Annotated in this window: 32 protein-coding genes; 4 read left to right on the top strand and 28 right to left on the bottom strand. The window is 65.4% G+C overall.

Going from position 1 to position 25,478, the window contains the following annotated elements; genetic code table 11:
* Positions 1-32: 32 nt before the first annotated feature.
* Genes mobF through OOT33_RS16625 form a run of 3 tightly spaced genes read right to left on the bottom strand, consistent with a single transcriptional unit; the run spans position 33 to position 5,663 of the window.
* On the bottom strand, positions 33-3,077 hold the full coding sequence (gene mobF / locus OOT33_RS16615) for a MobF family relaxase (protein ID WP_011950429.1): 3,045 nt from the start codon (positions 3,075-3,077) through the stop codon (positions 33-35).
* Positions 3,077-5,383, bottom strand: coding sequence for a type IV secretion system DNA-binding domain-containing protein (locus tag OOT33_RS16620; RefSeq protein ID WP_011950430.1), 2,307 nt, complete (start codon positions 5,381-5,383; stop codon positions 3,077-3,079). Before OOT33_RS16620 ends, mobF begins: the two co-directional genes overlap by 1 nt.
* Positions 5,373-5,663 (bottom strand): hypothetical protein, encoded by a 291-nt coding sequence (locus OOT33_RS16625; protein WP_011950431.1) that lies wholly within the window; start codon positions 5,661-5,663, stop codon positions 5,373-5,375. The genes OOT33_RS16620 and OOT33_RS16625 overlap by 11 nt, the downstream gene beginning before the upstream one ends.
* A 481-nt stretch (positions 5,664-6,144) precedes the next feature.
* On the opposite strand from OOT33_RS16625, the gene OOT33_RS16630 reads away from it, so the two are divergent.
* Positions 6,145-6,363 carry a hypothetical protein gene (locus OOT33_RS16630; RefSeq protein ID WP_026002696.1) on the top strand — a complete coding sequence of 73 codons (219 nt, stop codon included), beginning with the start codon at positions 6,145-6,147 and terminating at the stop codon, positions 6,361-6,363.
* Between the two features lie 119 nt (positions 6,364-6,482).
* Here OOT33_RS16630 and OOT33_RS16635 read toward each other — a convergent pair whose 3' ends face one another.
* Positions 6,483-6,707 (bottom strand): hypothetical protein, encoded by a 225-nt coding sequence (locus OOT33_RS16635; protein WP_011950432.1) that lies wholly within the window; start codon positions 6,705-6,707, stop codon positions 6,483-6,485.
* 371 nt (positions 6,708-7,078) lie between these two features.
* Positions 7,079-7,894, bottom strand: coding sequence for a hypothetical protein (locus tag OOT33_RS16640; RefSeq protein WP_011950433.1), 816 nt, complete (start codon positions 7,892-7,894; stop codon positions 7,079-7,081).
* Positions 7,895-8,478: 584 nt separating this feature from the next.
* Between OOT33_RS16640 and OOT33_RS16645 the strand changes: the two genes are divergently transcribed.
* Positions 8,479-8,739 carry a hypothetical protein gene (locus OOT33_RS16645; RefSeq protein ID WP_017184751.1) on the top strand — a complete coding sequence of 87 codons (261 nt, stop codon included), beginning with the start codon at positions 8,479-8,481 and terminating at the stop codon, positions 8,737-8,739.
* A gap of 6 nt (positions 8,740-8,745) precedes the next feature.
* Here the strand turns inward: OOT33_RS16645 and OOT33_RS16650 are convergent, their stop codons facing one another.
* From OOT33_RS16650 to OOT33_RS16680, 7 genes are all read right to left on the bottom strand, one after another.
* Positions 8,746-9,312, bottom strand: a complete 567-nt coding sequence (locus OOT33_RS16650; protein ID WP_017184750.1) for a hypothetical protein — start codon at positions 9,310-9,312, stop codon at positions 8,746-8,748.
* A gap of 186 nt (positions 9,313-9,498) precedes the next feature.
* Positions 9,499-10,578 (bottom strand): DUF2493 domain-containing protein, encoded by a 1,080-nt coding sequence (locus tag OOT33_RS16655; RefSeq protein ID WP_011950436.1) that lies wholly within the window; start codon positions 10,576-10,578, stop codon positions 9,499-9,501.
* 901 nt (positions 10,579-11,479) lie between these two features.
* Positions 11,480-12,082 (bottom strand): hypothetical protein, encoded by a 603-nt coding sequence (locus tag OOT33_RS16660; RefSeq protein ID WP_011950437.1) that lies wholly within the window; start codon positions 12,080-12,082, stop codon positions 11,480-11,482.
* Between the two features lie 32 nt (positions 12,083-12,114).
* Positions 12,115-12,444 (bottom strand): hypothetical protein, encoded by a 330-nt coding sequence (locus OOT33_RS16665; protein WP_011950438.1) that lies wholly within the window; start codon positions 12,442-12,444, stop codon positions 12,115-12,117.
* Positions 12,445-12,502: 58 nt separating this feature from the next.
* Positions 12,503-12,832, bottom strand: coding sequence for a single-stranded DNA-binding protein (locus tag OOT33_RS16670; protein ID WP_011950439.1), 330 nt, complete (start codon positions 12,830-12,832; stop codon positions 12,503-12,505).
* 608 nt (positions 12,833-13,440) lie between these two features.
* Positions 13,441-13,749 carry an alkylphosphonate utilization protein gene (locus OOT33_RS16675; RefSeq protein WP_011950440.1) on the bottom strand — a complete coding sequence of 103 codons (309 nt, stop codon included), beginning with the start codon at positions 13,747-13,749 and terminating at the stop codon, positions 13,441-13,443.
* A 15-nt stretch (positions 13,750-13,764) separates the two neighbouring features.
* A complete protein-coding gene (locus OOT33_RS16680; protein ID WP_011950441.1) occupies positions 13,765-15,585 on the bottom strand; it encodes a phosphoenolpyruvate carboxykinase (GTP) in 1,821 nt (606 codons plus the stop codon).
* 173 nt (positions 15,586-15,758) lie between these two features.
* Between OOT33_RS16680 and OOT33_RS16685 the strand changes: the two genes are divergently transcribed.
* Positions 15,759-16,073: a helix-turn-helix domain-containing protein gene (locus tag OOT33_RS16685; protein ID WP_011950442.1), complete on the top strand. Its 315-nt coding sequence runs from the start codon at positions 15,759-15,761 to the stop codon at positions 16,071-16,073.
* A gap of 2 nt (positions 16,074-16,075) precedes the next feature.
* Positions 16,076-17,356, top strand: a complete 1,281-nt coding sequence (locus OOT33_RS16690; protein WP_011950443.1) for a SulP family inorganic anion transporter — start codon at positions 16,076-16,078, stop codon at positions 17,354-17,356.
* 123 nt (positions 17,357-17,479) lie between these two features.
* On the opposite strand, the gene OOT33_RS16695 is transcribed toward OOT33_RS16690, so the two are convergent.
* The 16 genes from OOT33_RS16695 to OOT33_RS16770 all read right to left on the bottom strand — a co-directional run bounded on the left by OOT33_RS16695 (position 17,480) and on the right by OOT33_RS16770 (position 25,473).
* Positions 17,480-18,031 (bottom strand): DUF736 domain-containing protein, encoded by a 552-nt coding sequence (locus OOT33_RS16695; RefSeq protein ID WP_011950444.1) that lies wholly within the window; start codon positions 18,029-18,031, stop codon positions 17,480-17,482.
* A gap of 221 nt (positions 18,032-18,252) precedes the next feature.
* Entirely contained in the window at positions 18,253-18,819 is a 567-nt protein-coding gene (locus tag OOT33_RS16700) for a hypothetical protein (RefSeq protein WP_011950445.1), read from the bottom strand.
* Positions 18,816-19,088 (bottom strand): hypothetical protein, encoded by a 273-nt coding sequence (locus OOT33_RS16705; protein WP_011950446.1) that lies wholly within the window; start codon positions 19,086-19,088, stop codon positions 18,816-18,818. The genes OOT33_RS16700 and OOT33_RS16705 overlap by 4 nt, the downstream gene beginning before the upstream one ends.
* Positions 19,089-19,196: 108 nt before the next feature.
* Positions 19,197-20,135: a hypothetical protein gene (locus tag OOT33_RS16710; protein WP_011950447.1), complete on the bottom strand. Its 939-nt coding sequence runs from the start codon at positions 20,133-20,135 to the stop codon at positions 19,197-19,199.
* Positions 20,136-20,212: 77 nt separating this feature from the next.
* Positions 20,213-20,497, bottom strand: a complete 285-nt coding sequence (locus OOT33_RS16715) for a hypothetical protein (RefSeq protein ID WP_011950448.1) — start codon at positions 20,495-20,497, stop codon at positions 20,213-20,215.
* A gap of 12 nt (positions 20,498-20,509) precedes the next feature.
* Positions 20,510-21,205, bottom strand: a complete 696-nt coding sequence (locus tag OOT33_RS16720) for a hypothetical protein (RefSeq protein ID WP_011950449.1) — start codon at positions 21,203-21,205, stop codon at positions 20,510-20,512.
* 192 nt (positions 21,206-21,397) lie between these two features.
* Positions 21,398-21,607, bottom strand: coding sequence for a hypothetical protein (locus tag OOT33_RS16725; RefSeq protein ID WP_307751060.1), 210 nt, complete (start codon positions 21,605-21,607; stop codon positions 21,398-21,400).
* Positions 21,608-21,636: 29 nt separating this feature from the next.
* Positions 21,637-21,951 carry a hypothetical protein gene (locus tag OOT33_RS16730; RefSeq protein WP_011950450.1) on the bottom strand — a complete coding sequence of 105 codons (315 nt, stop codon included), beginning with the start codon at positions 21,949-21,951 and terminating at the stop codon, positions 21,637-21,639.
* Positions 21,952-22,141: 190 nt separating this feature from the next.
* Complete coding sequence (locus tag OOT33_RS16735) at positions 22,142-22,552, bottom strand: type II toxin-antitoxin system VapC family toxin (protein WP_011950451.1); 411 nt, start codon at positions 22,550-22,552, stop codon at positions 22,142-22,144.
* Positions 22,552-22,812, bottom strand: coding sequence for a type II toxin-antitoxin system Phd/YefM family antitoxin (locus tag OOT33_RS16740; RefSeq protein ID WP_017183643.1), 261 nt, complete (start codon positions 22,810-22,812; stop codon positions 22,552-22,554). Before OOT33_RS16740 ends, OOT33_RS16735 begins: the two co-directional genes overlap by 1 nt.
* Before the next feature lie 33 nt (positions 22,813-22,845).
* Complete coding sequence (locus tag OOT33_RS16745) at positions 22,846-23,238, bottom strand: hypothetical protein (protein WP_017183642.1); 393 nt, start codon at positions 23,236-23,238, stop codon at positions 22,846-22,848.
* A gap of 3 nt (positions 23,239-23,241) precedes the next feature.
* Positions 23,242-23,712: a DUF6878 family protein gene (locus OOT33_RS16750; RefSeq protein WP_011950454.1), complete on the bottom strand. Its 471-nt coding sequence runs from the start codon at positions 23,710-23,712 to the stop codon at positions 23,242-23,244.
* A gap of 2 nt (positions 23,713-23,714) precedes the next feature.
* Positions 23,715-24,227, bottom strand: a complete 513-nt coding sequence (locus OOT33_RS16755) for a hypothetical protein (protein WP_026002487.1) — start codon at positions 24,225-24,227, stop codon at positions 23,715-23,717.
* Positions 24,228-24,353: 126 nt separating this feature from the next.
* Positions 24,354-24,818, bottom strand: coding sequence for a DUF736 domain-containing protein (locus OOT33_RS16760; RefSeq protein ID WP_011950456.1), 465 nt, complete (start codon positions 24,816-24,818; stop codon positions 24,354-24,356).
* Between the two features lie 137 nt (positions 24,819-24,955).
* Positions 24,956-25,282, bottom strand: coding sequence for a hypothetical protein (locus OOT33_RS16765; protein ID WP_011950457.1), 327 nt, complete (start codon positions 25,280-25,282; stop codon positions 24,956-24,958).
* A complete protein-coding gene (locus tag OOT33_RS16770) occupies positions 25,279-25,473 on the bottom strand; it encodes a hypothetical protein (RefSeq protein WP_017183246.1) in 195 nt (64 codons plus the stop codon). Before OOT33_RS16770 ends, OOT33_RS16765 begins: the two co-directional genes overlap by 4 nt.
* Positions 25,474-25,478: the final 5 nt, after the last annotated feature.

Genomic DNA, 25,478 nt, shown 5'->3' on the forward strand with positions numbered 1-25,478 from the left:
CGCCGCAGGCACCACGCCGGCGACTTCTCCATTCACAAGTCGAGCCCGAGGCTGCGCTCGGGCAGCGGTGGCAGCGGATCGCCGCGATCGGGTTTCAGATCGGGCGGCGCTTGTGGGGCCTTCGCGGCCGGCGCAGATGCCGCGCCATCGGGCAGAGGCGGCAGATCGCTTGGAACGGGAGCAAGATCGGACAGGTTGACGCCGTCGATCGGACCGGGATCGAACTTCTCGCGGGGTTGCGCGCCCGGCCCCTTCCTGCCGTCGATATCGAGGCGGCCGAGCGTCTCGAGCGAGGAGGTCTTGTTGCCGGGATTCATGTCGAGCTGCCGCGCGAGCTTCTCCTTGTCGTCCACGACCATTGTCAGCTCGTCGCGCACGCGCGTGACCCCGACGTTGAAGAGGCGCTGGTTCGAGAGGTTGCGCTCATGCGACGACATGACGGTGATCGCCTTGTCGGTGGTGATCCCCTGGGCCATGTGCATATTAAGGCTATAAGCAAGGTCGAGCCGAGATAGCATCGGGTCACCGAGGCTGAGCGTGAGGAGCACCTTGTCCGCAGTCTCAACCTTCACGCCATCGGCATCGACGCCCACAACGCGCGCAAGCGCGGCATTGTGCAGGCCGCGCTGCTTGTCGTTGGCCGTCCAGCGGATGCGGTCCCCTTCGCGCAGCTGAAGGTCCTTCTTTTCAGAAAGCTGCAGGCGATCGCGCTGCTCGGTCGGCGACAGCTTCTGGGGATCGAAGCGTATCCTGCGCCGACCGTCCGACAGTTCGACCTTCCCGTTGGCGTGGACCTTGAGGACGTCGTAGCGTCCCGCCTTGATCCCGACGTCCTGCGCGCCGCCGCGGCCGACCTCGAGCGTCTGGCCCTGACGGTAGGTCGAGGCATAGCGCAGCTCCTCGCGCGTGGTGTTGACCCGCTCAAAGACAGTGAGATGGATCGCCTGGCCCTTGACGCTCCCTTCCGCGATCAGGCCATCTTGGATGCGCTGGTTGATGACGGCGCGCGCGTCGCGGCCCGAAGCGAAGACAGCGGTCGCCTCCCGTTCGCCAGGGGAGAGCTCGAGCCACATGTCGGCCGCAGCGGCGGCCGGCTCCCCCGCCTCGACGACACGGTCCCCCAGCACTTTCAGCGCCGCGCCGGCCTTGCCGATATTGGCGAGCGCCGCGACGGTGCGCAGTTGGTCGGTGCGTTGGCGGATATTCTGATCCATCCGCGCCATCGTGCCGCCGCCCGCCTGGATCATGGCGAAGGCCTTGCCCGCGTCGATCGAAGAGAGCTGCTGCCGGTCACCGACCAGAACGAGCTTGTCGACGCCCAAGGCTGCTGTGATCTGGTGGAGCTTGAGCATTTCGTTCGACGACACCATCGAGGTTTCGTCGACGAGAAGCATGGTACCGGCGAGCTTCTCGCGCGCAGCCTCATATCCCAGCGTGTCACGCTCGGTCACGAACCGCTCGTTGGCGAGCACGAAGGAAGCGATCGTCTGGGCCTTGATGCCCGCCCCTTCGGCGAGGTCCGCGACCATCTTGTTCTGGAAGGCAAGTCCGGTGATCCGGGCGCCCTCCTCCTCGGCGACCCGCGCGACCGCCTGGAGCATGGTGGACTTGCCCGTGCCGGCGGCGCCCTGCACCGAGACGGTACGATCGGCGGATGACAGGATCATCGTCGCGGCGGCGAGCTGCCCAGGATTGAGCGGCCGTTCGGCGGCATCCTGCAATCGCTGCGGCGCATCGGCGGCCGCCACAATTGGCTCGGACTTCCCTTTCCCCTCCTCGACGGCGGCAAGAATCTTCTCTTCGGTCCGCAGCGCCTCCTGCGTGGTCACCATGCGGCCAGTCCGGTCCGCGGCTGTCGCGACGCCCGGGATGAGCTGACGGTTCTGCACGAGCCGGTCGATCCGCCTCTCGATCAGGTCGACGGTGACGCCCTTGAGACCGAGATCGAGCGCGGTCTTGCCGAGCAGATTGACGGGCCATGCGGCCTCACGTTCGGAGAGGATCCGGACGGCGGACGCGACCGCGAGCTGCGCGCGCGCTTCCGCTGGCGACTTGACCGCGCGGGCGAGCGCATTGTCCACTAAAGGGTCCTGGGGGCGGAGCAGCGCACCCAGCGTCTGGCGGGCACCAGTTACGGCATCGACAATGGCGCGGTAGCCGCGCTCGAGAGCATTTTCCGAAGACGCCATCCCGGCGCGCGCCTCGGCTGCTGCCCGCAGGTCCTTGCCGTCGAAGCCGTGGGCAGCGGCCTGGTCGATCCAGCCCTGCTTCAGCGCGGCGCGGTCCTCGACGTCGAGCTTGGGATCGCGCGAGCGTTTGGTGATTTCGCGCAGGCCCTCCGGCGACTTGATGCCGAGCCGCGTTGCGTGATCGAGGATCTCCTCGCGGCGCTGGCTGAATTCGCCGATGACCGCCTTGGGAACGCCGGCAATCTCAAAGGTGCCATGCTTGCCCTTGAGGTCCACCTGATAGCCGATCCGCTCGAGCCCGGCGCGCAGGAAAGCATGGTAGATCGAGCCGATGATGCTGTTGTGGCTCCAGAGTTTGTCGGCGTGGAGTGCCTGCCATTTGCCATCGGGCATGCGGGTGAGGTTGGCGATGACGGCGTGGATGTGGGCCTGCGGATCGAGCGCCCGGCTCGTGTCGTGCTGGAAGAGCGCGTAGACGAGATTGCCCGTCTGGACCGGGACCTTGCGCCCCTCGATGTCGCGACGCCCTTCCGCGAGGTTCTTCTCGACCCAGGCCATGGTCGCCTTGACCGCGGCCATATTGGCGTCAAGCACGCGCTTGTCGCCGGCGACATAGGCCATGACCGAAGCCGACTTCGGCATGGAGAAGGTGAGGTCGTAGCCGGCGCGCCGGTTCTCGACCTGGGCGACCGCTTCGCCGCTTGGGAGGATACCGTTCAGCACGCCCTCGAAGGCGTCCTTCGAGACTTCTCCGGACAGGCCGATCGCCTCGGCGCCCTCCCCTCCCCAGGCGCTGATCTCGGACGAGCCCTCGACCGTGTAATAGTCGTCCTTCGCGAAATAGTTCGCGGCACCGGAAGCGGAGCGGACGCCGGCGACCGAGAGCATCAGATGCCCATGTCCATGCCGTCATCCTCGCGGCCGGTGGAGAAGTCGTGGCGCAGCTCGATCAGGGTCTGGTCCTCGACCTGTGGGCTCGTCTCCCCGTGCCGGTGGCCATCACGACGATCGTCCCGGTCGCGCGCGGAAACCGGCTGTTCCTCGCCGCTGGCGCGCGCCGCCTGCGCCCTGTCCGCGCTATGCGTGCCAGGCGTCGCCTGTTCGTCCCGGTCGTCCGCCCGCTGCGCCGCGCGGCGGGCGGCATCGTCCTCCTCCTCGACCTCGGCCGACAGGATCCGTGCGGCGAGATCGCGGGCGAGATTGGTGATCTCGGCCACTTCCTCCACGACCTGCAACGAGCCGTCGCGCCCGCCCGCCTCCCCTGCCCCGTCTTCCTCGAACACCTCCTCTCCGCGCCTTGAGCGTACCGGCCCGACATCGGGCCGTTGGACGAAGCCCTGGGCGACCTGGGGATAGTCCTTCCACTCGAGCAGGATGCGCGCGGCGGGGAAGCCGTCGGGGAATTTCACGAAGCCGTGCATCGAGGGCAGGTTGGTGATGTCATCGGCGATGACGAGTGGTTCGACCTGCTTGCGCGGGGTCAGGGTCGAAGCGTCGCGGGTGTTATTGTAGCCGTAGCTATAGGCCTCATCCATCTGGCGAACCTCGCGGTTGCCGATGTAGCGCGCGCACTGCTCGGCCGTGTCGAGATCGGCCGTCGCGAGGATGAGCTTGGAGCGGGCGAGCGAGGCGAGATTGCGTGCCCCTTGCTCGCCATAGACTTCGACCAGCTTCTCGAAGCTGTGGATGCCCAGGATCATCGCGCCGCCAAACGCGCGCGCCGTCTGGAGACCATTCTCGATCGCCGGAAGGCGATGCAGTGCGCCAAGCTCGTCGAACATGAACCAGGTGCGCAAGCTGCGGGTGCGCGGCAGCGTCATCAGCCGGTTGATCGCGAGATCCATCCACAGCGTGAGCAGCGCCCGGTTCATCGGCAGATCGACATAGTTCGACGTCACGAACAGGATCGATCCGGGCTTCTTGTCCCGCGTGATCCAGTCGCGGATCGAGAAGGATTCGCCCTCGTCGGGAAGGAAGCGAAGGACCTGCGCATTGGTGTTGAAGACGGCGCGGATCGATTCCGCCATGCGGGCCGCTTCGGGGGCAGTGAGCGGGTCGGCGATGGTGTTGGCGAGGAAGCGGTGGACGCGCTTCAGGTCGGCCGTCATCAGGTTCTCGGACAGCGCCAGATTGCTGGTCTGCCCCCGCTCCATCAGGCGAATGCACATCTCGATGAAGAGGGTGCGCGCTGCGAGCGCCCAGAAGGGTTCGGACGAACCGCCATCCGAAGGGATTAGCGCCGCCGCGGCGGCCGTGAATTCGCTGTGGGTGCGGCAATCGTTGAAGATCGACCAGGCCGGGCAGCGCGCGTCCATGGGATTGAGGATCGTGTCGCGTGTGGGATCGTAGAAGGCTTCGACATAGGCGCCGGTGAGATCGAAGATGACGGCCGTGTCCTGGCGCTCGCGCATCTGGGTGACGAGGCTTCTGAGCTCGGTCGTCTTGCCTGATCCGGTGGTGCCGATGAGCATCGCATGGGATTGTTCGGTGCGGTGCGGAAAGGGGATGCCCGCGAGCGTGTAGGGATGATGGATGCCGGCTTCCTTGCGCGCTCGGAACGGGAGCGCGAGAACCTGCCGCGAGGACAGGCCGGGGAAGAGGTCGGCCGCCTCCTCTTCGAACTTCACCCGGTTATGCTCGTTGATCTCCACCAGAAGCACGCTGCGATCAACCAGCATGGCGCCGCGTTCATGCCGTTCCTGAAGGATCGAACGGCCGCGCCGATGCGAGATGTCGACGAACCAGATGGCGGCCGGAATGGTGATGAAGACCGAGATCAGGAAAGCGCCGATGAGGCCCCGCATCGCGACGGCCCAGGCTGTGATGACCTCGGGAATATAGGGCACCGCTTTCATCACGGTGCGCATGAGGTCGCCGTTCGGCAGCGTGACGTTGACGCGCTTGTTCGGATTGAGGTCGATCCAGTTCCAGAGGGTCGCATAGACCTTCATGCAGACGAGCTGGAAACCATGCTCGTCGAGCTTGAGCGACATGATGATGAACCAGGCGGCGAGAAAGGCGAAGAACCAGAGGATGAAGGGCAGCTTGGCGCCCGAGAACCACATCAGCATCTCATGGGTGAGTAGCTGGCTGCCGCGGGTGAAATTGCCGGCATTGCGCTGCACGCGGCCGCGCGCCGAATGATGGGTGAGCGGGACGGGACGCCCGTCCGTGCGGATGTCCTCACGCGCCATGATATTGCTCCAGACGTTTGTCGGTTTCCGCGATGATGCGGTCGCGATATTCGGGGAATTGTTCGCGGATGATGATGTCGAGCGCGAGATGCTGGAACTCGCTGATGCGGGCGATCCGACGGTGGCTTGAGGTCAAGAGCTGGCCGGATCCCAGGAAGGCATCGACGGCCGCGCGCAGCAGGTCGGACGGCGTGCATCCGCGCTCCGCGGCGAGCGCTACGAGGCGATCATATTTGCTCCGGTCGAGCCGGACCGAGCAATGCTTGTAGGGAATGGTCAAACCGAGCCTCCTAGCAGGGAGGCTGGTGGGGTCTCAGAAACCGATCCGACTTATAGCGCAATCGTGTCGGTGGAGCAAGAAAATCGCATGCGCGGCGCGGAGCGTGTTCTCGTGTAACACGCTGAAATGGCCGATTTTCGTGTGTTTTGTGGGCAGCGAAATCCTGTCCCACAGCCGCACACGCACCAAGACCGCCATAAGTCGCTGGAATTGTTCCAGAACCCAATGCACCGAGGTGCGTTCGGTGTGCTTCTCTGCACCAGGGCTGATCCACTCCCCGGGGCGTCTTGTGACGCGATCAAATGGCATGGGGAAGCGCCTCCGGCGGGACGCCAGGCCGTCCGGTGGACGGAAGGAAAGCCATGGTTGCGGCAGTTGACCAACCGCTTGGCGGGCGCGCATTCCGTGCTTCCGGCATGGCCGGTGAGCGCTTATAGTGGGCCTGTTCATAGCCCGATCAGCGTGAACCGAGAGGCCCTTCATGGCACGCACATTGGAACAGGAAAGAGCAGCGATAGAAGAGGAAGGCCGCAAGCTCGAGGAGCGACGGCAACGGCTGGAAGAGAAGGAACGCGAGGCCGCGATCCAGGCTCTTGAGAAGACCGGCCTGCTGAAGCTCGACGGCAAGCGATTGGGTGGGCTCGTTGCCCGTATCCGGTCGCTCGGCATCGACGAAGTGGAAAAGCGCCTCACGGCCTGAACAGCCCCCGCCGCGACCCTTGTCGCGGCACGGGCATGGGGGGTTCGATGCCCCCCATGCCCGTAACATCGCCACACAAAAAAAGGGAGAGGCGCGTGCGCGCCCCTCCCCGTCTTGCCTCAATATTCGTCGAGCAGTCCGCCCGGCACGCTGTGGACGATCCGGTCGATGATCGTCATCGGCAGCGCGCCGTAATCGCCCTCGTCGATGGTGATGTAGCCCGCCTCGTCGTCCGCCACGACGTGCTGGTCGAAGTAGCTGTGAAGCGCGCGGCGTTCGGCGTTCGCGATGGCTGCGAAGAAGGCGGCGTTGTCGGCGGCGGCGCTGGTCGAGATCATCTGCATGGATTCGCTCCTGTCTGTCTTGAATGACAGGAGCGGCGCGTCAGGCGGCCGAGGCCGGGTCAAGGACCCGCGAAGCGGGCCGCGAAGCGGCGGTGGGGGTCACGATTTTCTTCGGCGGCCACCACGCCGAAGGACGAGCGCCTCCCCTCGATCCGCCGAAGAAAATCGTGGGGCCCCGCCGTCCTTGAGGCGGCCTCGGACGTCTGACAGAATGGGAAGACTGTGAGAGATGTTCCCTCTCGTCGGGAGACCTCGGCCGAGGCGTAGCGACGTGCGGACCGAAGGGTCCGCATGGCACGCGAGCGAGCCGGGGCATCGAGCCATCTCGTCGAAAGAACGGGACCGAGCGCGTGGCCCGGTCCCGGCTGCCGTCAGGGGTGACGGCCGCAATGGCAATAGTGTTCGTCGATGCCGGTCAGGGAGCATAGGCCGGGTCCGAAGTCGGCATATCGCTCGTCCTCGCCCGCGATGTAGCCGTGGTCATTGGCGATCTTGACGGCGTAGCGGCGCAGGTCCGGATCAAGCTTGTTGATGGCGCGTGCACAGGCCGTGGAGAACTGGCGGGCGTAGAGTTCGTACGTCGCGCCGGCGGTGGCCCGCATCTCCGCTTCGGCGAGCCGTTCCGCGTCGGCACGCAACTGTTCGAGGGTCAGAAACTGCGGCGTCTCCTTGATGCACGAACCCCCGGATAGAGCGATAGGCTGGTTCTGGATCACCACGCGATAGGCCGGGCTATCGTCCGAGAGTGCTCGAAGGATCGCGTAGCCGTTCGATCGGGCGACCTGGCGTGCGATGCGGCAAGTTAGGCGGTAGAGCCGGTCATGCTCGGCCCTGAAGAAATCCCGTTCGGTGGAGGTTTGGGCAACGCTGACTAAGCGCCCGCAGGTCTGGGTAAGTGCGAGATATCTTTCGAGCAGGCGAATGAGCCGGAAGCCAGTCGCTTGCGCTGGCCAGTAGCCCGGCTCGTGCGGTTGGACAATATGGGCGGTATCCGGCCGGACGTCGTCGATGTCGTCATCCGGATTGTCCGGCACATGGTCGTCGGGGATCCGATAGACGGTTCCGCAGTGCGAGCAGCGCGCGCGTTCGTCGACATGATCATATTGCTCGGCGTCGAAGAGGGTCGTGCAGTTTGGACAGAATGGGGTGCTGAACAGCGTGCGCAGGGAGTGGTGAAGATTGTCCATCGAAGCCTCCGTTGATGATGGTGCGCTCCCCATCTCGCATCGATGAGGATGGGCTCATCTGGACGCGGTGTTGAGGCGGTCAGGGACGGCATGGCCGCCGCGTGAGCGGGCAGCGGGGGGAGCCGATTTTGTCGCCGGGAAGCGCAGCGCGCCGGCCGGCAAAATTGGGGGGACCGCTGATCCTTGACGGCCGATCGACACCCAGCGTCATGCTTTGGCGATGAAGCCTCGTCTGATGCCGAGATGTGAGAGAGCTTGGGTCCCGTCTCCCATCTTAGGCACGTGTCCGTGCCTGCCGGCAAGGCACTGTGGCTCGCTGTTCAGACGACCCACCTTGGTGTCTTCCCATGTCTGTGATAGGTGGCTGTTTGCGCCGCGAAGGCCGTGGCGCCGGGACTGGTAATCCCGTCGAGAAAGGCAGCTCGGTGTGATCTCACGCCGGGGTGCCTGCGCATATGTCCAGGTGCCTTGGTGCTAAAAGCGTAGGCGCATGTCTCGACGTGTTACCAGCCCCGGCTCCCGCGCCTCGTGCGCGGGAGTTTTGAGCAAGGGTTCGACCTTTGCGCATTGCGGGGAGCCTGGGGATGACCAATTCGGGACGAGAGATTGTTCCCCGCCGCGCGAAAGCCGCACCGCGCACGCCGGAATCAATCGACATATATGATCCGCAGGGAATCGATTCAAACGTCCGCCGGGCCCTCGCAGTCGTGCTGATGCGTGAGGCGATGGCGGCGCTCGAGCAAGCTGGCGAGCAGATGGCGACCTGTCATTTACAGGCGGCGATCGACAGCCTCATGCGTCGAAGGACCGACAGGATCCCGCCGGAGAAGAATTGCCGGGACTAACGCATGTCAGGCCCATGCGAAGCGGGCAGCCTCGCGCTCCTGCGCGCTCGCGACGAGACGCTCTAGTCGGGGCAGGTAATGACCGACACCGCGCAGCGCCGCGCGGCTCGGCGTGGCCGGATCGGACAGCCGGGCGCGTAGGAGATCGATGGGGATGTCACCGACGCTGTCAGGCTCGATCGCGAGCGCTTCGAGCAGCGCGTAGGCATTGCCGTAGGCGAGATCGAGTTCGACGCCCTGATCGGACGTGAGGGCGACGCGCAGGATGATCTCGGCGCTGCTCGGGCAGTGATGGATCGCGATGCGCTTGCCTCTGAACTGGGCCTCCTCGACGACTGCGATGACAGTGGCCTCGTGGTCGAAAATGCCCGTGATCGCGGCGAGCGCGAGTGGACAGACGCGCGCCTCGAAGCTGTCGCCAAGATATTCGTCGGGTTCGAGCAGCGCGATGCCGATACGATCTCCTTCGGAACGGAGGAACCGGCGGAAAGCCGCAAGCTTGCGGGCTGTGATGATGGCGCTGGGCGAGGCTGTATCGTCGGCCGGCTCGGTGATGCGGAACAGGATGGACACGGGCTTGGTCTCCTCGGCTGAAAGCGCCTCGCCTCTCCCCTCTTTCCTTGGCCCTTTCGGGTATTGTCCGTGCGGCGCGCGCCAGCGCCCGGCGGTGCGCGGGGGTTCGATGCCCCCGCGCACCGCATCCTCGCAGCGAAAAAGCAGGAGAGGCCCCGGCGATTGCCGGAGCCTCTCCCGGACGCGTCACCGACGACGGCGACCACCGCCGTTCACCATGGCGGCGTAATAGTCGTCCTGGGTCCAGGGATCGAATTCGTCCCGCGACTTTGCGGTTCTGCCGGTGGGCTGGGCGGGCTGCGGCTTGGCTGACGGTTCGAGCTTCACGATGTGGAGGGGAACGCCTGCCTGCCGCAGCTTCTGGGCGAGGTTCATCTGGATGCCGGAGCCTTCGCAGACGACAGCTTCGACCGGCTTGAGGGCGAGCAGCCGATCGTTGCGGACGAAGGCGGCCTTGGCCCCCAGCCGGCGGTCGAGGCGGAACATGATGACCTTCACGCCGCGTGCTGCTGCCCATGCCTGCGCGATGGCATCGCAGCCCTTGGTCTGTGCTGTCGTGGCGAGGATCATCTCCGGGATGCGGGCCAGGATCGAGTCCAGACCCTTCCAGAGCATGTCATGATCCTCCCAGACCTGACCGCCCGAGAAGGCAACGACCGGACCTTCCGGAGCGAACTGCTCACGGCGTTCCCGCATCCGGGCGGCGAGATAGTCTCGGGCGTCGATCATCGAGGCGGTGACGCCCTTCGAGACCCGGCTGCCGCGCGTCGGCGAATAGGGCCGTCCGGTCTCGACCCGGTAGACGTCGGCGGCGTGGTCGCGCATGCATTCCATGGCATCCCGGCACCCCTGCAGCGTCTGGCAGAGCAGCTGCGCCTCCTCGATCTGCGATGCGTAGATTTCGCTGGGATCGAAGCTGCGCGCGAGTTCGCCAAGCTCCTTGGCCGCATCGTCCTCGCGGTCGCTGATGCGCTTCGCCACCACATGGAAGCTGTTGACGAAGCCCCAGGCGAGATCGCTCGCGAAGGGTTCGAGGCGGGTGTCGCGGAACACATCGAAGAGCGTCGCCATCACCATTTCGACGGCGGCTCGGCTCTGTTCCGGATCGGGCATTTCCAGTTGCTCGCTCTCGTCGACAGGCGAAAGCTTGGCGCGCTCGTCATGCTCGATGAAGGCGGCTTCGTAGAGCGGGCTACGCTGGTCGGTTCCCGTCTCGCTGGCGATGAAGCTGGCGAAATCGGCGAAGTTCGAGAAGGACTTGGACATGTTGGCCTCCGTGGCTTTTGGATGTCTCATCCACGCGATGAGGCCTTGTTCAGGACATGCGGCGGTCAGGGAGGTCGGGGACGTTAACCGGGAAGCCGGCCGCGGCCGGACCCCGGTTGACGCCGCACCAGCGGGGAGCGGGGGAACCGATTTTTTTCGGGTGGGCGCGGCAGCGGCCGCACGAAAAAATTGGGGGGACCGCTCATCCTCGACGGACTGCCAACCCCGCATGCCAAACTAGGCAGACACAAGAGAGGAATAGGGATTTCAAACCTCACCGGGGGAATCCCGCAAGCGGGTTCGTCACCCGAATGGGCGGAGACGGGCCGAAGGCCTGGCTCCGTGAGCTTGGCCGGGGCACGTGCGGTACGCGCGGGCGGCGGCTTAGCGAATAGAGCCCCGGTCCCGCCCGGCGCGAAGCGTTGGGCGGGATGCGCCGAAACCCTCTTCTCTTCTTCTTGTCCGGGCAAAACCTCGCCGGCCCGCCCGGCACTGGATGGTCACCGCAAACCTCCCCGGTGCCTGACGTCCTGGGGCGTCACGGTATCGATCACCTGGATTGAGGAGCTGGCTGCGAGGCAGTTCGATCGCCGGCTGACACGCTCGCGCCCGCATGTCCGAACGGGGCTGAGCGATAGGGCCCGGGCGCAGTGAACGCGGCTCGCGGCAGGGCGATGAACCTCACGCGGCACAAGGCGCGGCACAACCTGCGGCACGCATGAGAGCCGGGTCACGACAGGAGCCGCCGGCGTCCGGATTTCACCGGGAGGTGGGCACGGCAAGTGGAAAACGCCACCAGCGGTGGTGGCGCCCGGCTGTGCGCTCGCGCGGGCAGATGATAGTCAGGCTCGAGCGAAAGGCAGGGCGAAGCCAACGACACTCGCCGGCTTCGCCGCACGGATCAGATAGGCCTGATCCAGTCGGCCGCCGGCTGCCAGCCGATGATGTCGCTGCCGCTATCGCTGACCGCATCGGCCGAGATGTCGCGCCAGGGCGACCGCGGCCGATAGGTCGGCATATGCCGGGCGGTGAGCAGTTCGAAGGTCGAACAGGTGTAGCCGCTCAACCTGATCGCGAGCACGGGCTGGTTCTCCGGCGGTAGGCCCGTGAAGACTGAGATGAAGCCCGCGGGAACCGGATGCAGTGTCGCATCGATCATCGTGCGCGCGAGCCGGGTCTCGAGTTCACCGGCTTCGCTGCCCCAGGGATGGGCATCGATGTCGATCTGGTCGGCGGCGCCGGCCGCGGGGAGGTAGGAGAATTCGCCGGACCAGCACCGGCTCTGGGGATGGAGCGCAGCGACGTCGGCCGCGAGACCGGCATCGCCGGTCTCGGAGCGGAGCCAGTCGGCCATGCCCGGCGTGAGCTTGCCCGAAAGCTTGCGCGCGGCGGTCGGCGCCGCGTCGAGTTCGGGAAATTCGACCAGCCACCAGGCGAGCCGATGGTGAAGGACGATGCCGTAGCAATGGGCGGCGGCGGTGTTCGAAGGGGCAGGTTTGATCATGACGGTACTCCGTTCGAAAGGCGTGTGACGGGTCAGTGGACCGACCCGTCGTGCGCGAAGATGGAATGGGGAATGGTCAGCTGATGCTCGCTGGCGATCAGCGACCAGGCTGCGGCGAGATCTTCGTAATATTCGCAATCGACGATCGCATCGGCGCTCGCCTCGCCGAACTGCACTTCCTCGAAGTCGCGGACATGCGCGGCGTCGGTCGCCTCGGTGATCGCCTGGCCGAGGTGCGCGGCGATCTCGTGGCGGTTAAGGCTGTCTGCCGCGCGGCGGATGCGCTCGACCATGTTGGGGTTGGTGATCTCGACGCCCTGGGCGATTCCGGCGATGTCGTCGAAGCTGGTGAGAGTGAACATCTTGCTCTCCATCTGAAGGAAGGTGGAGGGCGGCCGCGAGCGACCGCCCGGGAGACGGTCAGAGGAACTCGATTTCCTCGGCGACGATGTCGGTGTTGTAGTAGGTGCGCCCGTCGCGCTCGTTGCGGCTGTAGCGGATCTCGCCGACCACCAGGAGCTTGTCGCCCTTCTTCTTGTTGTTGGCGACCGACTTGCCGAGGCCGTTGAAGGCCTTGACCTGATGGAACTCGTCGTAGGTTTCGGTGTAGCCGTTGTCGTCCTTCTGGACCTGGCCGTCCTTGATCACCGGCTTCGAGGTGACGAGGCTGAAGCTGACGCCGCCCTTGCTGTCCGTGCCGAAGCGGGTGATGTCCGAGGTGATGCGGCCCGAGAGAAAAACCTTGTTCATGGCCTGATGCCTTTCGCGTTTCACGCCAGCGGGCCGATCCCGCTGGGATGAACAATCGCGAAGGCCCGTGATCGAGGGGGCACCGCACCTGCGCTTCAGCGCGGGGAAACCCCCATTTTTCGAGTGGTGCGGGCAGAGGCCGTCAGGCCTCAACACGGTCGGAAAATGGCGGGTTGCGGGGATCCCGCACGGGCGTAGCGTTCATCCAGACAAGCGGATGGCCCCGCGGTGATATCGGCAAGGCGCGCGGCATGGACGGTCTTCACACGGACCCGCCACGGCGAGACACGCCGGCAGCACGACTGCAGCGCGCGTCAGACATTCATCGGTGCCCAAATGGTCGGGGACGGCCTGCGTCGCAGCTTGACATCGGCGCGCCTTCCACGGCGGCGTTACGCCGTCAGGTCATGCCGGGCGGCGCTCGGCTAGCGCCAGACACGAGAAGGGCGCGGCGCCAAGTGGTCGGGCATGATCACCGGCCGCGTGGACGGCGATGGGCGCAGGTTCTGACGCCGTCCACGCAACTCGGTCAGGCTCCATGACCATCGGGCCGCGGGGCACCGGCCTGCTTCGTCCTTGGAGCGGTCGGCGAAGCCTCGCCAGCCATGTCAGTGCTTGCGGACGAATTCCGCGCGCAGGACCAAGCCCTTGATGCCTTCGTAGCGGCAGTCGATTTCCTGAGCGTCGCCGGTCAGCCTTATCGCCTTGATCACGGTACCCTTGCGCAGGGTCTGCCCCGCCCCCTTCACTTTGAGGTCCTTGATCGTGATGATGCTGTCGCCATCGGCGAGGACGTTGCCAACGGCATCGCGGACCTCGATCGTCTCGGCGGTCCGGGCATTCACGGCTGCCTCGGCAGCGGTGATCCAGTCGCCAGAGGCTTCGTCATAGACATAGTCGTCGTTTGCGTCGGTCACGATCGATGGCGCCCTTCACGCCAGACGGGCTTCGAGCGCGCCGAGTTCGGCGGTCAAGGCGGCGGGCAGGCGGTCGCCGAAGCGCGCATAGTCACGGCGGATGCGCTCGGCCTCGGCGCGCCATTCATCGTCATCGACGGCGAGCAAGGCGGTGACCGCGTCATCCGACAGATCGAGCCCCTGCAGATCGAGGTCGTGCCTATTGGGAAGGCGGCCGATGGCCTTGTCTTCCGCCTCGACGCACCCGTCGAGCCGGTCCGCGATCCATTTGAGGACGCGGGCGTTGTCGCCGAAGCCGGGCCAGAGAAAGCGGCCATGGGCATCCTTGCGGAACCAGTTGACGTAGAAGATGCGTGGCAGCTTGGCTGGATCCGCTGCTTCTGCTCCCAGCTTGAGCCAATGCGCGAAGTAGTCGCCCATATTGTAGCCGCAGAAGGGCAGCATCGCGAAGGGGTCGCGGCGGACATCCCCGATCTTGGTCTCGGCCGCAGCCGTACCTTCGGAGGCGACATTCGAGGCCAGGAACACACCGTGCTGCCAGTCGAAGGCCTCGGTGACGAGCGGAGCGGTCGTCGCGCGCCGGCCGCCGAACAGGATCGCCGAGATCGGGACGCCCTTGGGATCCTCCCATTCGGGTGCGATGGCCGGGCACTGGCCGGCGGGACAGGCGAAGCGCGCGTTGGGATGGGCGGCCGGCGTCCCGAGATCGGGAGACCAGGCCTGGCCGCGCCAGTCCGTAAGCCCGTCGGGCGGCTCCTTCGTCAGGCCCTCCCACCAGACATCACCGTCGGCGGTGAGCGCGGTGTTGGTGAAGATCGTGTTGGCGTTGAGGCTGGCCAGGGCATTGGCGTTGGTCGTTGCGCTCGTCCCGGGTGCGACGCCGAAGAATCCGGCCTCGGGATTGATGGCATAGAGCCGGCCATCGTCGCCAAAGCGCATCCAGGCGATGTCGTCGCCGATCGTTTCGGCCTTCCAGCCTGGAATGGTTGGCTGCAGCATGGCGAGGTTGGTCTTGCCGCAGGCCGAGGGAAAAGCGGCGGCGACATAATGCACGCCGCCTTCGGGCGAGGTCAGCTTGAGGATCAGCATATGCTCAGCAAGCCAGCCGTCGTCGCGGGCCATGACCGAGGCGATGCGCAGCGCATAGCATTTCTTGCCTAGCAGGGCGTTGCCGCCATAGCCCGATCCATAGGACCAGATCTCGCGCGTTTCAGGGAAATGGACGATATATTTGGTCTCGTTGCAGGGCCAGGCGACGTCGGCCTGGCCGGGCGCCAGCGGAGCGCCGACCGAGTGGACCGCGGGAACGAATTCGCCGTCATCGCCCAGGGCTGCCAGCGCCGGTGCGCCCATCCTCGTCATCACGCGCATCGAGAGCACCACATAGGTACTGTCGGTGATCTCCACGCCGAGCGCGCTGATGGGCGAGCCGATCGGCCCCATGGAGAAGGGCACGACATACATGGTGCGTCCGCGCATGCAGCCGTCGAATAGGCCGTGGAGCGTATCGCGCATCTCATGCGGTGCGCGCCAATTGTTGGTAGGGCCGGCGTCGGCCTCGTCCTCGGCGCAGATGAAGGTGCGGCTTTCGACGCGCGCGACGTCGCGTGGATCGGATGCGGCCCAGAAGGAGTTGGGACGCTTCGCGGGATCGAGGCGGCGCAGGGTTCCGGCGGCGACGAGCTGCGCGGTAAGCGCGTCCCACTCGGCCTCGGAGCCATCGCACCAGTGGACCCGGTCCGGTTTGGTAAGGGCGGCGATCTCGTCCACCCAGGCGGCGAGGCGACGATGGCGAGTCGGGGCGGCCAGCGTTTCAGCGATAAGGGCGTCCGACATCGAAACTCTCCGAATACCTGGGCGTCGCGTCGAGCGCGCGCGGTTAAAAAGGTGGTTTGGGTGCCTGAGCGTTAGCAGTTTGATGGCGCTGAAAGCAAGTTTAGGATAGCATGATAGATACTCTACAACGCTTTTAAGCGATCCTTGACGTCATTTCTGATGTATTTTACATCATGCCGATGCTCACTCCGGCCCAGCTTCGCGCGGCGCGCGCGCTTCTCGGAATCGACCAGCGCACGCTCGCCGAGCGCGCCGGCGTATCGCTTCCCACGATCCAGCGGATGGAAGCGGCGAGCGATGGCTATGTCCGGGGCGTCGTCGACACCTTGACCAAGGTGGTCGACGCGCTCGAACGCGAGGGCATCGAACTCATCCGGGAAAACAGCGTTAGCACGAGTGGCGGGCGTGGCGTCCGGCTGCGCGATCCCACCAGCCCGACCCTGCGCGAGCCCGTGCGGCGCACGCCGGACAATGCGTCGGCGTCATAGCGATGCCTGACGGAACGGCGACATCGCATCTCTTCCGGCCGAAGCTGCTCACGGTCCTGAGCGAGGGCTACTCCTTCTCGTCGTTTCGCAAGGACGTGCTGGCCGCCGTGACGGTCGCGATCGTCGCTCTGCCGCTGTCGATGGCGATCGCCGTGGCTTCGGGGGTGTCGCCCGAGCGAGGGCTCTATACCGCGATCATCGGCGGATTCCTCGTTTCGGCCTTGGGCGGTAGCCGCTATCAGATTGGGGGTCCCGCCGGGGCTTTCATTGTTCTGGTCGCGGCGACCACGACGAAATTCGGTCTGAACGGCCTCCTCGTCACCGTGATGCTGTCCGGGGCCCTGCTGACGCTGATTGGACTTTCGCGGCTGGGCTCATTGATCCGCCATATTCCCCATCCGGTGACGGTGGGCTTCACCTGCGGCATTGCGGTGACGATCTTCTCCGGAGAAATCCGGGACCTCTTCGGTCTTCATCTCGACGGAGCGGAACCTGGCCCCCTCATCCCCAAGCTGGTGGGGCTGGGCAACGCGGCTTCGACGGTGACGCCCGCGGCCGCGGTGCTCGGCCTGGGATGCGCCGCGCTGATTTTCGTGGTGCGCCGGTTCCGGCCGAACTGGCCCGGTATGCTGATCGCGGTCGTCCTGGCTTCGATAGCTGCCGCCTGGCTGCAGCTTCCGGCAGAGACGATCGGCAGCCGTTTCGGAGAGATCCCGCGTGGGCTTCCGACGCCGCAGGCGCCGCAGCTGTCGTGGGCGCTGGTTCTCCAGCTGCTGCCGTCGGCCCTGTCGTTTACGCTGCTCGGCGGCGTCGAAAGTCTGCTGTCAGCGAAGGTCGCCGACAGCATGTCCGGGCGCAAGCATCGCTCCAACATGGAGCTTGTTGCGCAGGGGCTTGCCAATATCGTGTCCGCCTTGTTCGGAGGGATCAGCGTCACCGGCACGATCGCACGCACAGCAACCAACATTCGGGCCGGCGCGATCAGTCCGCTGTCGGGCATGATGCACGCGCTGTTCGTCCTGCTCTTCATGCTCGTCGCGGCACCGCTCGCACGGTACGTTCCGCTCTCCGCGCTCGCCGGCGTCCTTCTGGTGGTGTGCTGGAACATGGCCGAGAAGGCGGAGTTTCTGCGCCTGATCCGCAGCTGGCCCACGGCCTTGGTGCTCCTGGCGACCTTTGGGCTGACCCTGGTCAAGGACCTGACCTTCGGGATCGTCGCGGGATGCGTCGTCGCTGCGCTGCTGGCCATGGCACGACGACGGGTTCCGCAAGAGGGAGACTGAAGCCGGAATGCAGACGTGCGGGCTGCCGGGTAAATGAAAACAGGGCCCGCTTCGCGAGAAGCGAAGCGAGCCCAGCGGGAGGGTGTGCCCGGCCTGGAGGTGTGGGACCGGGCACGGGGAGGTTCAGACGGTTTCGGGCTCCTCCGCCTGCTCCGGCGCGCGCTGACGACGCTGCCGGCGTCCGCCTTCCTGCTGCTGTTCCTGCTGCGGCTCGCAGCCGAAGGCATGGCTTGCGGAGGACTGTCCGAGGCCGGCTTCGGTGCCCTGTGTGGCGGGGCCGGCGGTCTCGTCGGCGCCGGGCAGCGGCGGCAGGCCCTCGTCGGCCTTGGGCGCCATCTCCGAGGCGAGGTCGCGGCGGCGCGTCGGGCGCGACCACACGACGTTGTAGCTGCCGTCCTCCTGACGGAACGCCGACACGTAGAGCGGCGCGGCCAGGCTCGGATCCTCGATCTTGCCGTTGAGGAACGCCTCGCCCGTGCCGTTAGAGAAAAGCTCGAACAGCGCACCCACCTGCACCCACGCCCGCGATGCCGACAGCGCCAGCACCTCGTACTTCGGCGCCTTCGGATTGGCCGAGTGCACCTCGCGCAGCGCGATCGTCATGGCAATCGTCAGCGTCGCGATCTTGCCGACGAAAATGCCGGCGTCATTCTGCTTGATCGAACCGATATTCATGGGAAAGTCTCCTGAAAGCCGGTCTCGAACACTGTGTCCGAGCCAACTTCCTCCTTCCCCACTCCCCTCCTCGGCCGTTCGGCCGAGCAGGCGCGCAAGCGCCACATCCGAGGCCCGCTTCCGCGGCCTCGGGGCGAAAATGGATCTGTGAGGGGATGCCGCTGATCGCCTTAAAGCGGTCAGGCCGCCCCGGGCCGCCGGTACTGGCTGGGCGATGACAGCTACAAGGAAGCAGGCCGCTCGCTCGCGGTCCTGCTGCGGTCGAAGGCCTCGACATGGCGACGGGCGAGGTCGCGCTTTGCGATGCCGTGCCAGTAATGGTCGTCATGGCCGTCATAGTCGCCGCGACCATTGAGCCGGATCGTGTCGCCATATTGCTCGATCCGCTGGCCGTTATAGGTCAGCAGCACTTCGCCTTGGGTGACGCTGAAACGCTTGCGCTCGATGACCAGCTTGTCGGAATCATAAGGCGGCGGCTGACGCAGATAGTCGGCGCGCTGCCTGTTGGCCGCGATCGCCGTGCAGAGCCGGTCGACATGATCCGGATCGTTCGAGACGATGCTGAAGATATGAGAGCGATCGAAGAAGTTGCCGAAGAAGCTGACGGCATTCTCGACGCCTTCCAGCCATTCGCCGCGCAGATTGCGGGCGTCGCGTTCGACAAAGTCGCCATATTTTTCGAACAGACGGTTGAGCGGATGATCGCGCAGGATCTCGATCAGCGCGTCGATCGCCGCGTCGGCGGTCTCTGTGCGCAAATGGCCGTTGCTCAGGACGATGGTGGTCATGGTCGTTCCCCTTGGGACTGAACGTGGTCGGACGAGGGAGAGCCGACCGGCTTGGCCAGCTCGGCCGCGCGGCGCTCGAAGATGTCGGCGAGCTGCGCGGGATCGCTGCCGGGCCGGGCTTCGATGATGTTGTCGCGGAAGCTGACGTCGATGCCGACCCTCAAGGCGTTGCAGTGTTCGACGGCCTCGCGGCATACATCTGCCGGGTCGCAGCAGGCTGGGGCGCTGGCTGCCAGGACCTTCCATCGCAGGCCTGAAATTACGATCATGTGATCCTCCATGTCGGAAGCGGTAGGTCAGCGGGCCGCGACCGATGGCATGCGGTCACAGCAACGATCGCGGTAGCGCGTGGGCGAGTGCTACGTGCGTGACCCCGGTCAGACTTCAAGATAGCAATCATGGGCGAGGCAGAAGGCCTCGGCGACGGATTCGCCCTCGCACAGCAGCCGCGGTTTCCGCGAACCGCCCCAGACAGGGCGCGGTAGGTCGTCGCCCATGGCGAAGCGCCAGCGGGTCGGACCGTTGGCGGCCTCGAGGATGAAGCCGGTCTCGCTCGCGTCGAACCGCAGGATTGTGGGCCTTTCGGCTCCGAAGTCAGGCATGTCGAGGATCTGATGTTGACCGGCATAGCGATGCTCCCAGGGCGGGAAGTCCGCGAGCTGATCGGGATGCACACCGAGGATTCGCTGATCGACAGCGATCGCAAGTGACCGATGGTCCGGCGCTGGCCGTATCTCCTCGCGCGTGAGCCAGATCCATCCGTCGGAGTAGGTCAGCGGCAGCACCATCCATGATCCCCCGTTGCATTGCCAGCCCGCGAGGCCGACCCCGCCTTGTCCATAGCTCCCCAGATGGCTCGAAAAGGCGGTCAGCGTCCGGTCGATGGGCCACTGCGGCGGCATCGGTCCAATCAGCGAACTGCCGCGCACGGCGCGAAACGAGCCGCGGTCCAGAACGTCCCAGCGGTCGGCCTTGCGGCACAGCGAGTCACGGCGGCGGGACAGATCGAGCACGCGGCGCGCTTTGTGGATCGGATCCTCGCCATGGCGAACGCCTACCTTGACGGTGAACGCGAACGAGGCGGCGCTGGGCCTGTCGGTTTCGGGACAATCGAGATCGAGAATGACCTCATGGCGTATCGGGGAGTGGGCCTTGTCCGGTTCCACCGTAAGCGTGGCGTTCCATTCGAGCCTGCGGCGCTCATACCAGCCTTGCAAGAGGATCCAGCTGCGCGCACGGTCCGTGTTCCCGGCCTCGGCGTGCTCGAGAATCCAGTGAGGGACACGCGCCGTGAAGGCGACATGATAGGTCGACATGGAGAATCCTCCTTGGGATGGTCGGTCTGGGGGGTCAGGAGGGAGCAGGCGCGGACCGGTTGCCTGCGCGTGCGTGGTCAGGCGTATTGCGGCCGGACTTCGGGAAATGCCGGCGGCGCCGTCCATTCGAAGACGATGGCGGCATAGCGCCCACCGTCGTAGAGGACGGAATCGACGCGGCGGCGGTGGCGCTGTAACCGCTCGAGCAGGCGATTGGCGCGATCGGCAAGCTGGACGGCGCGGGTCTCGGTGGGCGCGAGCGCCAGCAATCGAGCCAGTTCGCCGGTATCGTACCACCAGGCACCTTCTTCAGGCCCACCATAGGCGCGGTCGATCTCGTAGAGAGCGATGATGAAGCGCATGGGCGGGCTCCTTCAGGAGATCGGCGCCGGCATGGCCAGCCATTCCGGCTGATCATGGGCGATGGGAACGTCGAAACGGCCGGCCTCGGCTTCGGAGAACACGGTTGCGGTGCTTAGCTCGCCAAAGCCCGTGTCATTGTTCCAGAACAGCAGACCCTCTTCAGCATCTCGCGTGGTGAGGACGTAGCCGTCGGCGCCTTCACGGTGCTCGCGCGAAAGCGCCCGCTCGAGGAGCTGGGCCGATGAGGCGAATTCGAAGCGATCCTCGCGGATCACGACATAGCCGCCGCCGAATTCGCCAGGGCGCAGGCGGTCGCAATCGAGGCAATATTCGAAGCCGGCCGGCAGCGCGGATTTCGCGACCTTCTGGATCAGTTGCGCGGCGGTTTCTACGTCGAACTGATCGCCATGGAGCCAGACCTTGCACCGCCCTGTCCCATCCGACGGATCGACCTGGACGGAGAAGCCGAGCCGTGGATAATCGGGATCGCTCAAGATCGCGAGGAAGCCGCCGAAGGGATCGGAGTCGATCGGGGGAAAACAGGCGGCGAAGCCCGCGCCAAGGTCGGCATAGGCTGCAGCGCGCTGATCGGGTGCGAGGCGGGAATCGCCAACGATCTCGGCAGCCTCGCCGACATGCCGGAAGATTTCGGCCTCGGCATCGGTGACAGCGAAGGTGAAGCTCGCCTTGGTAAAATGGTTGGCCATAATGGCTCCTCAGGAAGGGCGTGCGGCGCAAGGCCGGTCCCCGGCCTCGGAGACAGGCCCGGCCGCCATCCTCTTCCCCCCTTCCCTCCCCGTGCGCGGAGCGCGGACGGCAGAAGACGTGCGGAGAAGCTTCTCGGCCTCGGTCAGCGATGGTCGGAAGGCCCGGCCGGCGTCACCGCCGGGTTGGCGCGTTCAGCTCGTACGCTTGCGCCGGCGGGGAGGCCCGACATGGTCGGCCGACACTTCGAGATCCACCGCGAGCTGGGTGAGCGTACGGTGCGCACCCAACCGCTGGAGCCCGTCCATGCGCCCGTCGAGCTTTATGGTCTCGATCCGCGAGCGAACGAGCGAAGCGGCGACGCGCAGCGTGTGGGGATCAAGCTCGGCCATGGGACTCGACAATAGCGCCGATAGCGTCCCGATGCGAGCGCTCAGCCATCCTCGTCGGCGAAGTCGCGCCAGCGCCCGACCAGTTCGATCATCTCGGCCTTGCGACCGAAGGCATCGGGGTAGATCGCACCTTCATGCTGGCCAAGAAATCCAATGATGGTCGTGATATGGGTCGCGATCGTCGCATCGACACCGAAGAGATCGGCGATGGGAAAATGACCGCAATCCTCGCCATTCCACCAGGCGAGCAGGAAGTTGGCGGCGCGGCGCGCCTGGCCCGTGTCGGACCGGGCAAGATCGATCAGGCGATCGAGAGCTTTTCCCGCAGCGGCCTTGCCGAAGGGTGCCGCGGTCACGCCGGCCGCGTTTCTTCATTGAAAGCGTCCGCTGCTACCGGAGGACGAGCAGCTGCAACATTTTTGCGATCATCTGCATTGAAGTCGGGGAGGCGCAGCACTTCCCGCCTGGATGTGTCGCCTGCTTTCGGATCTTTGTGCCGAGACTTCATGGTCTGTCACCTCAAATCAACTTCGGCTCAGCGCCAGTTCAATGCCAGGGATTTAGGAGGTTGGCCGGCGTGCGCTCGAAATCCGCAACGTTGCGGGTAACAAGCGTCATCGAATGCACAACCGCCGTCGCGGCGATCAGACCATCCCGCTCCGGTTGGGGATCCGGCACATGCAATGCGGCGCACCGCATCGCGACTTCGGTGTCGATCGGGATGATGCGATCATCGAACGCCGCCAGCACGTCGGTTTGAAACCATGTCCGCAAAATGCGGCCGGTAGAAGCATCGACGCGCTCCTTGGCTAAAATGCCTAGTTCAATTTCGAGGACCGATATGACCGAAATGTAGCACTGGTCGACATCGGCTTCGTCCGCCCAGGATGTCACCTCGGGAGGCAGCCGTTCAGGTCTGCGAAGCGCGGAGATGACGTTCGTATCTAGGAGAAACATCAATCCAGATCCGCCGGTCGGACGATATGATCCAGCTTGCTGGGTTCGAAGTCAAAGTCAGCATCGTCGCCGGCTTGCGCCAAGGTCGCGAGCAAGCTGCGGGGCTTCTTGCCCTGCCGTCGATGATAATCCTCGATCGTCATGAGCACATGGGTGGGCCTGCCCCGTTCGGTGATATAGACAGGGCCCTTGCGGGCAGCTTTCTTTGCCCGGCTCGCACCTTGGTTGAAGTCACGACTTGAAATGGTTGTCATGTTCATAAGAGCCTCGCACTTGGGCATGTAGCCATGTTACTACAATTGCGTCGCTGGAGCAACCCGGCACATGTTTTCAACATCTGGATCCAATCCCGGTGACCCGGCCGGGTTGCCCCGAAGAATCCACGGCATCGGCTGGATGAGCCGCGCCCAGTCAGCGAAGGAGGGAATACGGCCAAGATCCTCTTGGACGTGCTGTTCCCCGATCAACCGCACCGGGATATCCCGTCCATCAGCGTTTCGGATCGTCACGCCGAAGACCGTCTCGAGCATGAATATGCCCTCTGCATGGTGGCGCAAGGAACGGTGGCGGGGGTCCGCGACGATCTTCTTCGACTCGTCGAACCATTGGTGGAGGGGCAGATAGTCCTCGGCCTCGCCGCCCCAGCGCTTCACGGAGCTGAGCGCGTGATAATAGCAGTGCGACATCGCCTATAGCTCCGCCTCGGTCGTGTCATAGTCGATGAACCGGCTGTTGTGCGTGAGGGTCACCGCGCCGCTGGCGACGTCTATGGCGATGGTGCCATAAGCGCCCTCCCCGTCCTCCCAGCCGGCGTGCCGCGCGCAGATGGCGTTGTCGACGAAGGCGCTCAGAGCATCCTCGAGGTCGATCGTGCGGGTCGACACTTCGCCGCTATAGGCGAGGCTATGGTGATCGCAGAGGATGCGCGGCAGCGCGATCTCGCCTTCCAGCGTGTAGGCATTGACATCACCGACGCTGCCTTGGTCGCCGCCGCCATCGTAGTGGATTTCGACACGGACAATGCCATGATCGAGCAGATGCGGGAGGAAGGCATCCTTGCAGCGCGCCTCGACTGTCCGCACGGCGGACAGGGCCGCCTGCAACTCGGCCTCGATCGGATCGGTGATGGCGGCATCGGCAGATTGATCTGTCGCGGTCATGGTCAAATCTCCTCGGGGAGGCGCTGTGCGGCCTCGGCGCTGCGGGGATAGCCTGCAGCCAGATTGCGGTGGAGTATCGCGAAGTCGGCGACCGGGAAGTGTCCGTCGGGGCCGGGCCGCGTGGCGAGGAGCGCCCCCATGACGATGTCGTCGATCGAGCTTCGCTCGACCTTGGGGGCCTCCCCGTCCTCATAGCAGACCGGCGCGGCGAAGCCGGCCTCGATCCAGCTGCCAAGGCCGTTCTCGACGGTCTCCGCATAGGTGGCGACGGTGGAATCGCGCCGCGTGGCGCTTGCATCGACCTTGAGACCGAGCGTGTAATAGACGCCGAAATCGTGCCGGTTGGTCAATGTGAGCAGCGCGCAGCCGTCAGGCGGCGGACCGAAACGGGCGATGATTGCCGCGCGGTAGGTGGCGACCTCAAGGCGGTTCAATCGCTCGAAGTCGGATGTGTGCCCGAGCTGGGCGCAATCCTCGTTCGCTGGCGCGCCGCCCAGATCGATGATGTCGGACATGGCCTTCTCCAATTCGGTGAGCAACCAGCCCAAGCCCCCTCTCCTCTGCGGCCGCACGGCCGGGGAAATTGCGAAAAGCCCCCGCTCCGCGAAGAGCGAGGGCCTTTCGTGACTTGGCGTGTGCGATCAGCCAGCGAAGGCATGGCTTGCGGAGGACTGTCCGAGGCCGGCTTCGGTGCCCTGTGTGGCGGGGCCGGCGGTCTCGTCGGCACCGGGCAGCGGCGGCAGGCCCTCGTCGGCCTTGGGCGCCATCTCCGAGGCGAGGTCGCGGCGGCGCGTCGGGCGCGACCACACGACGTTGTAGCTGCCGTCCTCCTGACGGAACGCCGACACGTAGAGCGGCGCGGCCAGGCTCGGATCCTCGATCTTGCCGTTGAGGAACGCCTCGCCGGTGCTGTTGGAGGCAAGCTCGAACAGAGCACCCACCTGCACCCACGCCCGCGATGCCGACAGCGCCAGCACCTCGTACTTCGGCGCCTTCGGATTGGCCGAGTGCACCTCGCGCAGCGCAATCGTCATCGCGATCGCCAGCGTCGCGATCTTGCCGACGAAAATGCCGGCGTCATTCTGCTTGATCGAACCGATATTCATGGGAAAGTCTCCTGAAAGCCGGTCTCGAACACTGTGTCCGAGCCAACTTCCTCCTTCCCCACTCCCCTCCTCGGCCGTTCGGCCGAGCAGGCGCGCAAGCGCCATTTCCGAGGCCCGCTTCAGCGGCCTCGGGGGGTTTAGGAGCGAGTGCCGAAGAGACTCAATTTGGCTCGCGTCTGGTGGACGCCGTCCACCATCCCGATGGTCGCGTGCCGGTCGGCGGCGAGGGACGCCGCCAGCGTTTCGGGAATGTCCGCATAGGCTTCGACGACGCGGATCGCGGCCTCGGGGGTCGGCAGTTCCCCCGGCTCCGTGCCGAGCCAGATCGTTGCTTCGCCCTCGTCGGGCTCGTCTTCGGTGGGCGTGAAGACTTGCGCGAAGAAGCTCTGCAGCGGGCGATCCCATCCGATCACCGCCTTGATGACACCGTTTCCGGGCCTCGGCTTCAGTTCGTAGCGGCTCATGTCTGGCTCCTGCGGATACGATGGTTGACGTGCCGGGCCGCGCCTTCGGCGCTGCGCAGTGCCTTGCGAACGGCCCTGGCGGCACGCGGGGCGCCGCTCCTGGCGAGAAGGTTACGCGCGGCGCGCAGATGGTCAATCGCCTCCGCCACGGCGGCGCGATCGGCCGGCGCCGCTCGTTTGATGGATCGCATGGCTT

It is taken from the genome of Sphingobium sp. DEHP117 (assembly GCF_030867385.1).
GTDB lineage: Bacteria > Pseudomonadota > Alphaproteobacteria > Sphingomonadales > Sphingomonadaceae > Sphingobium.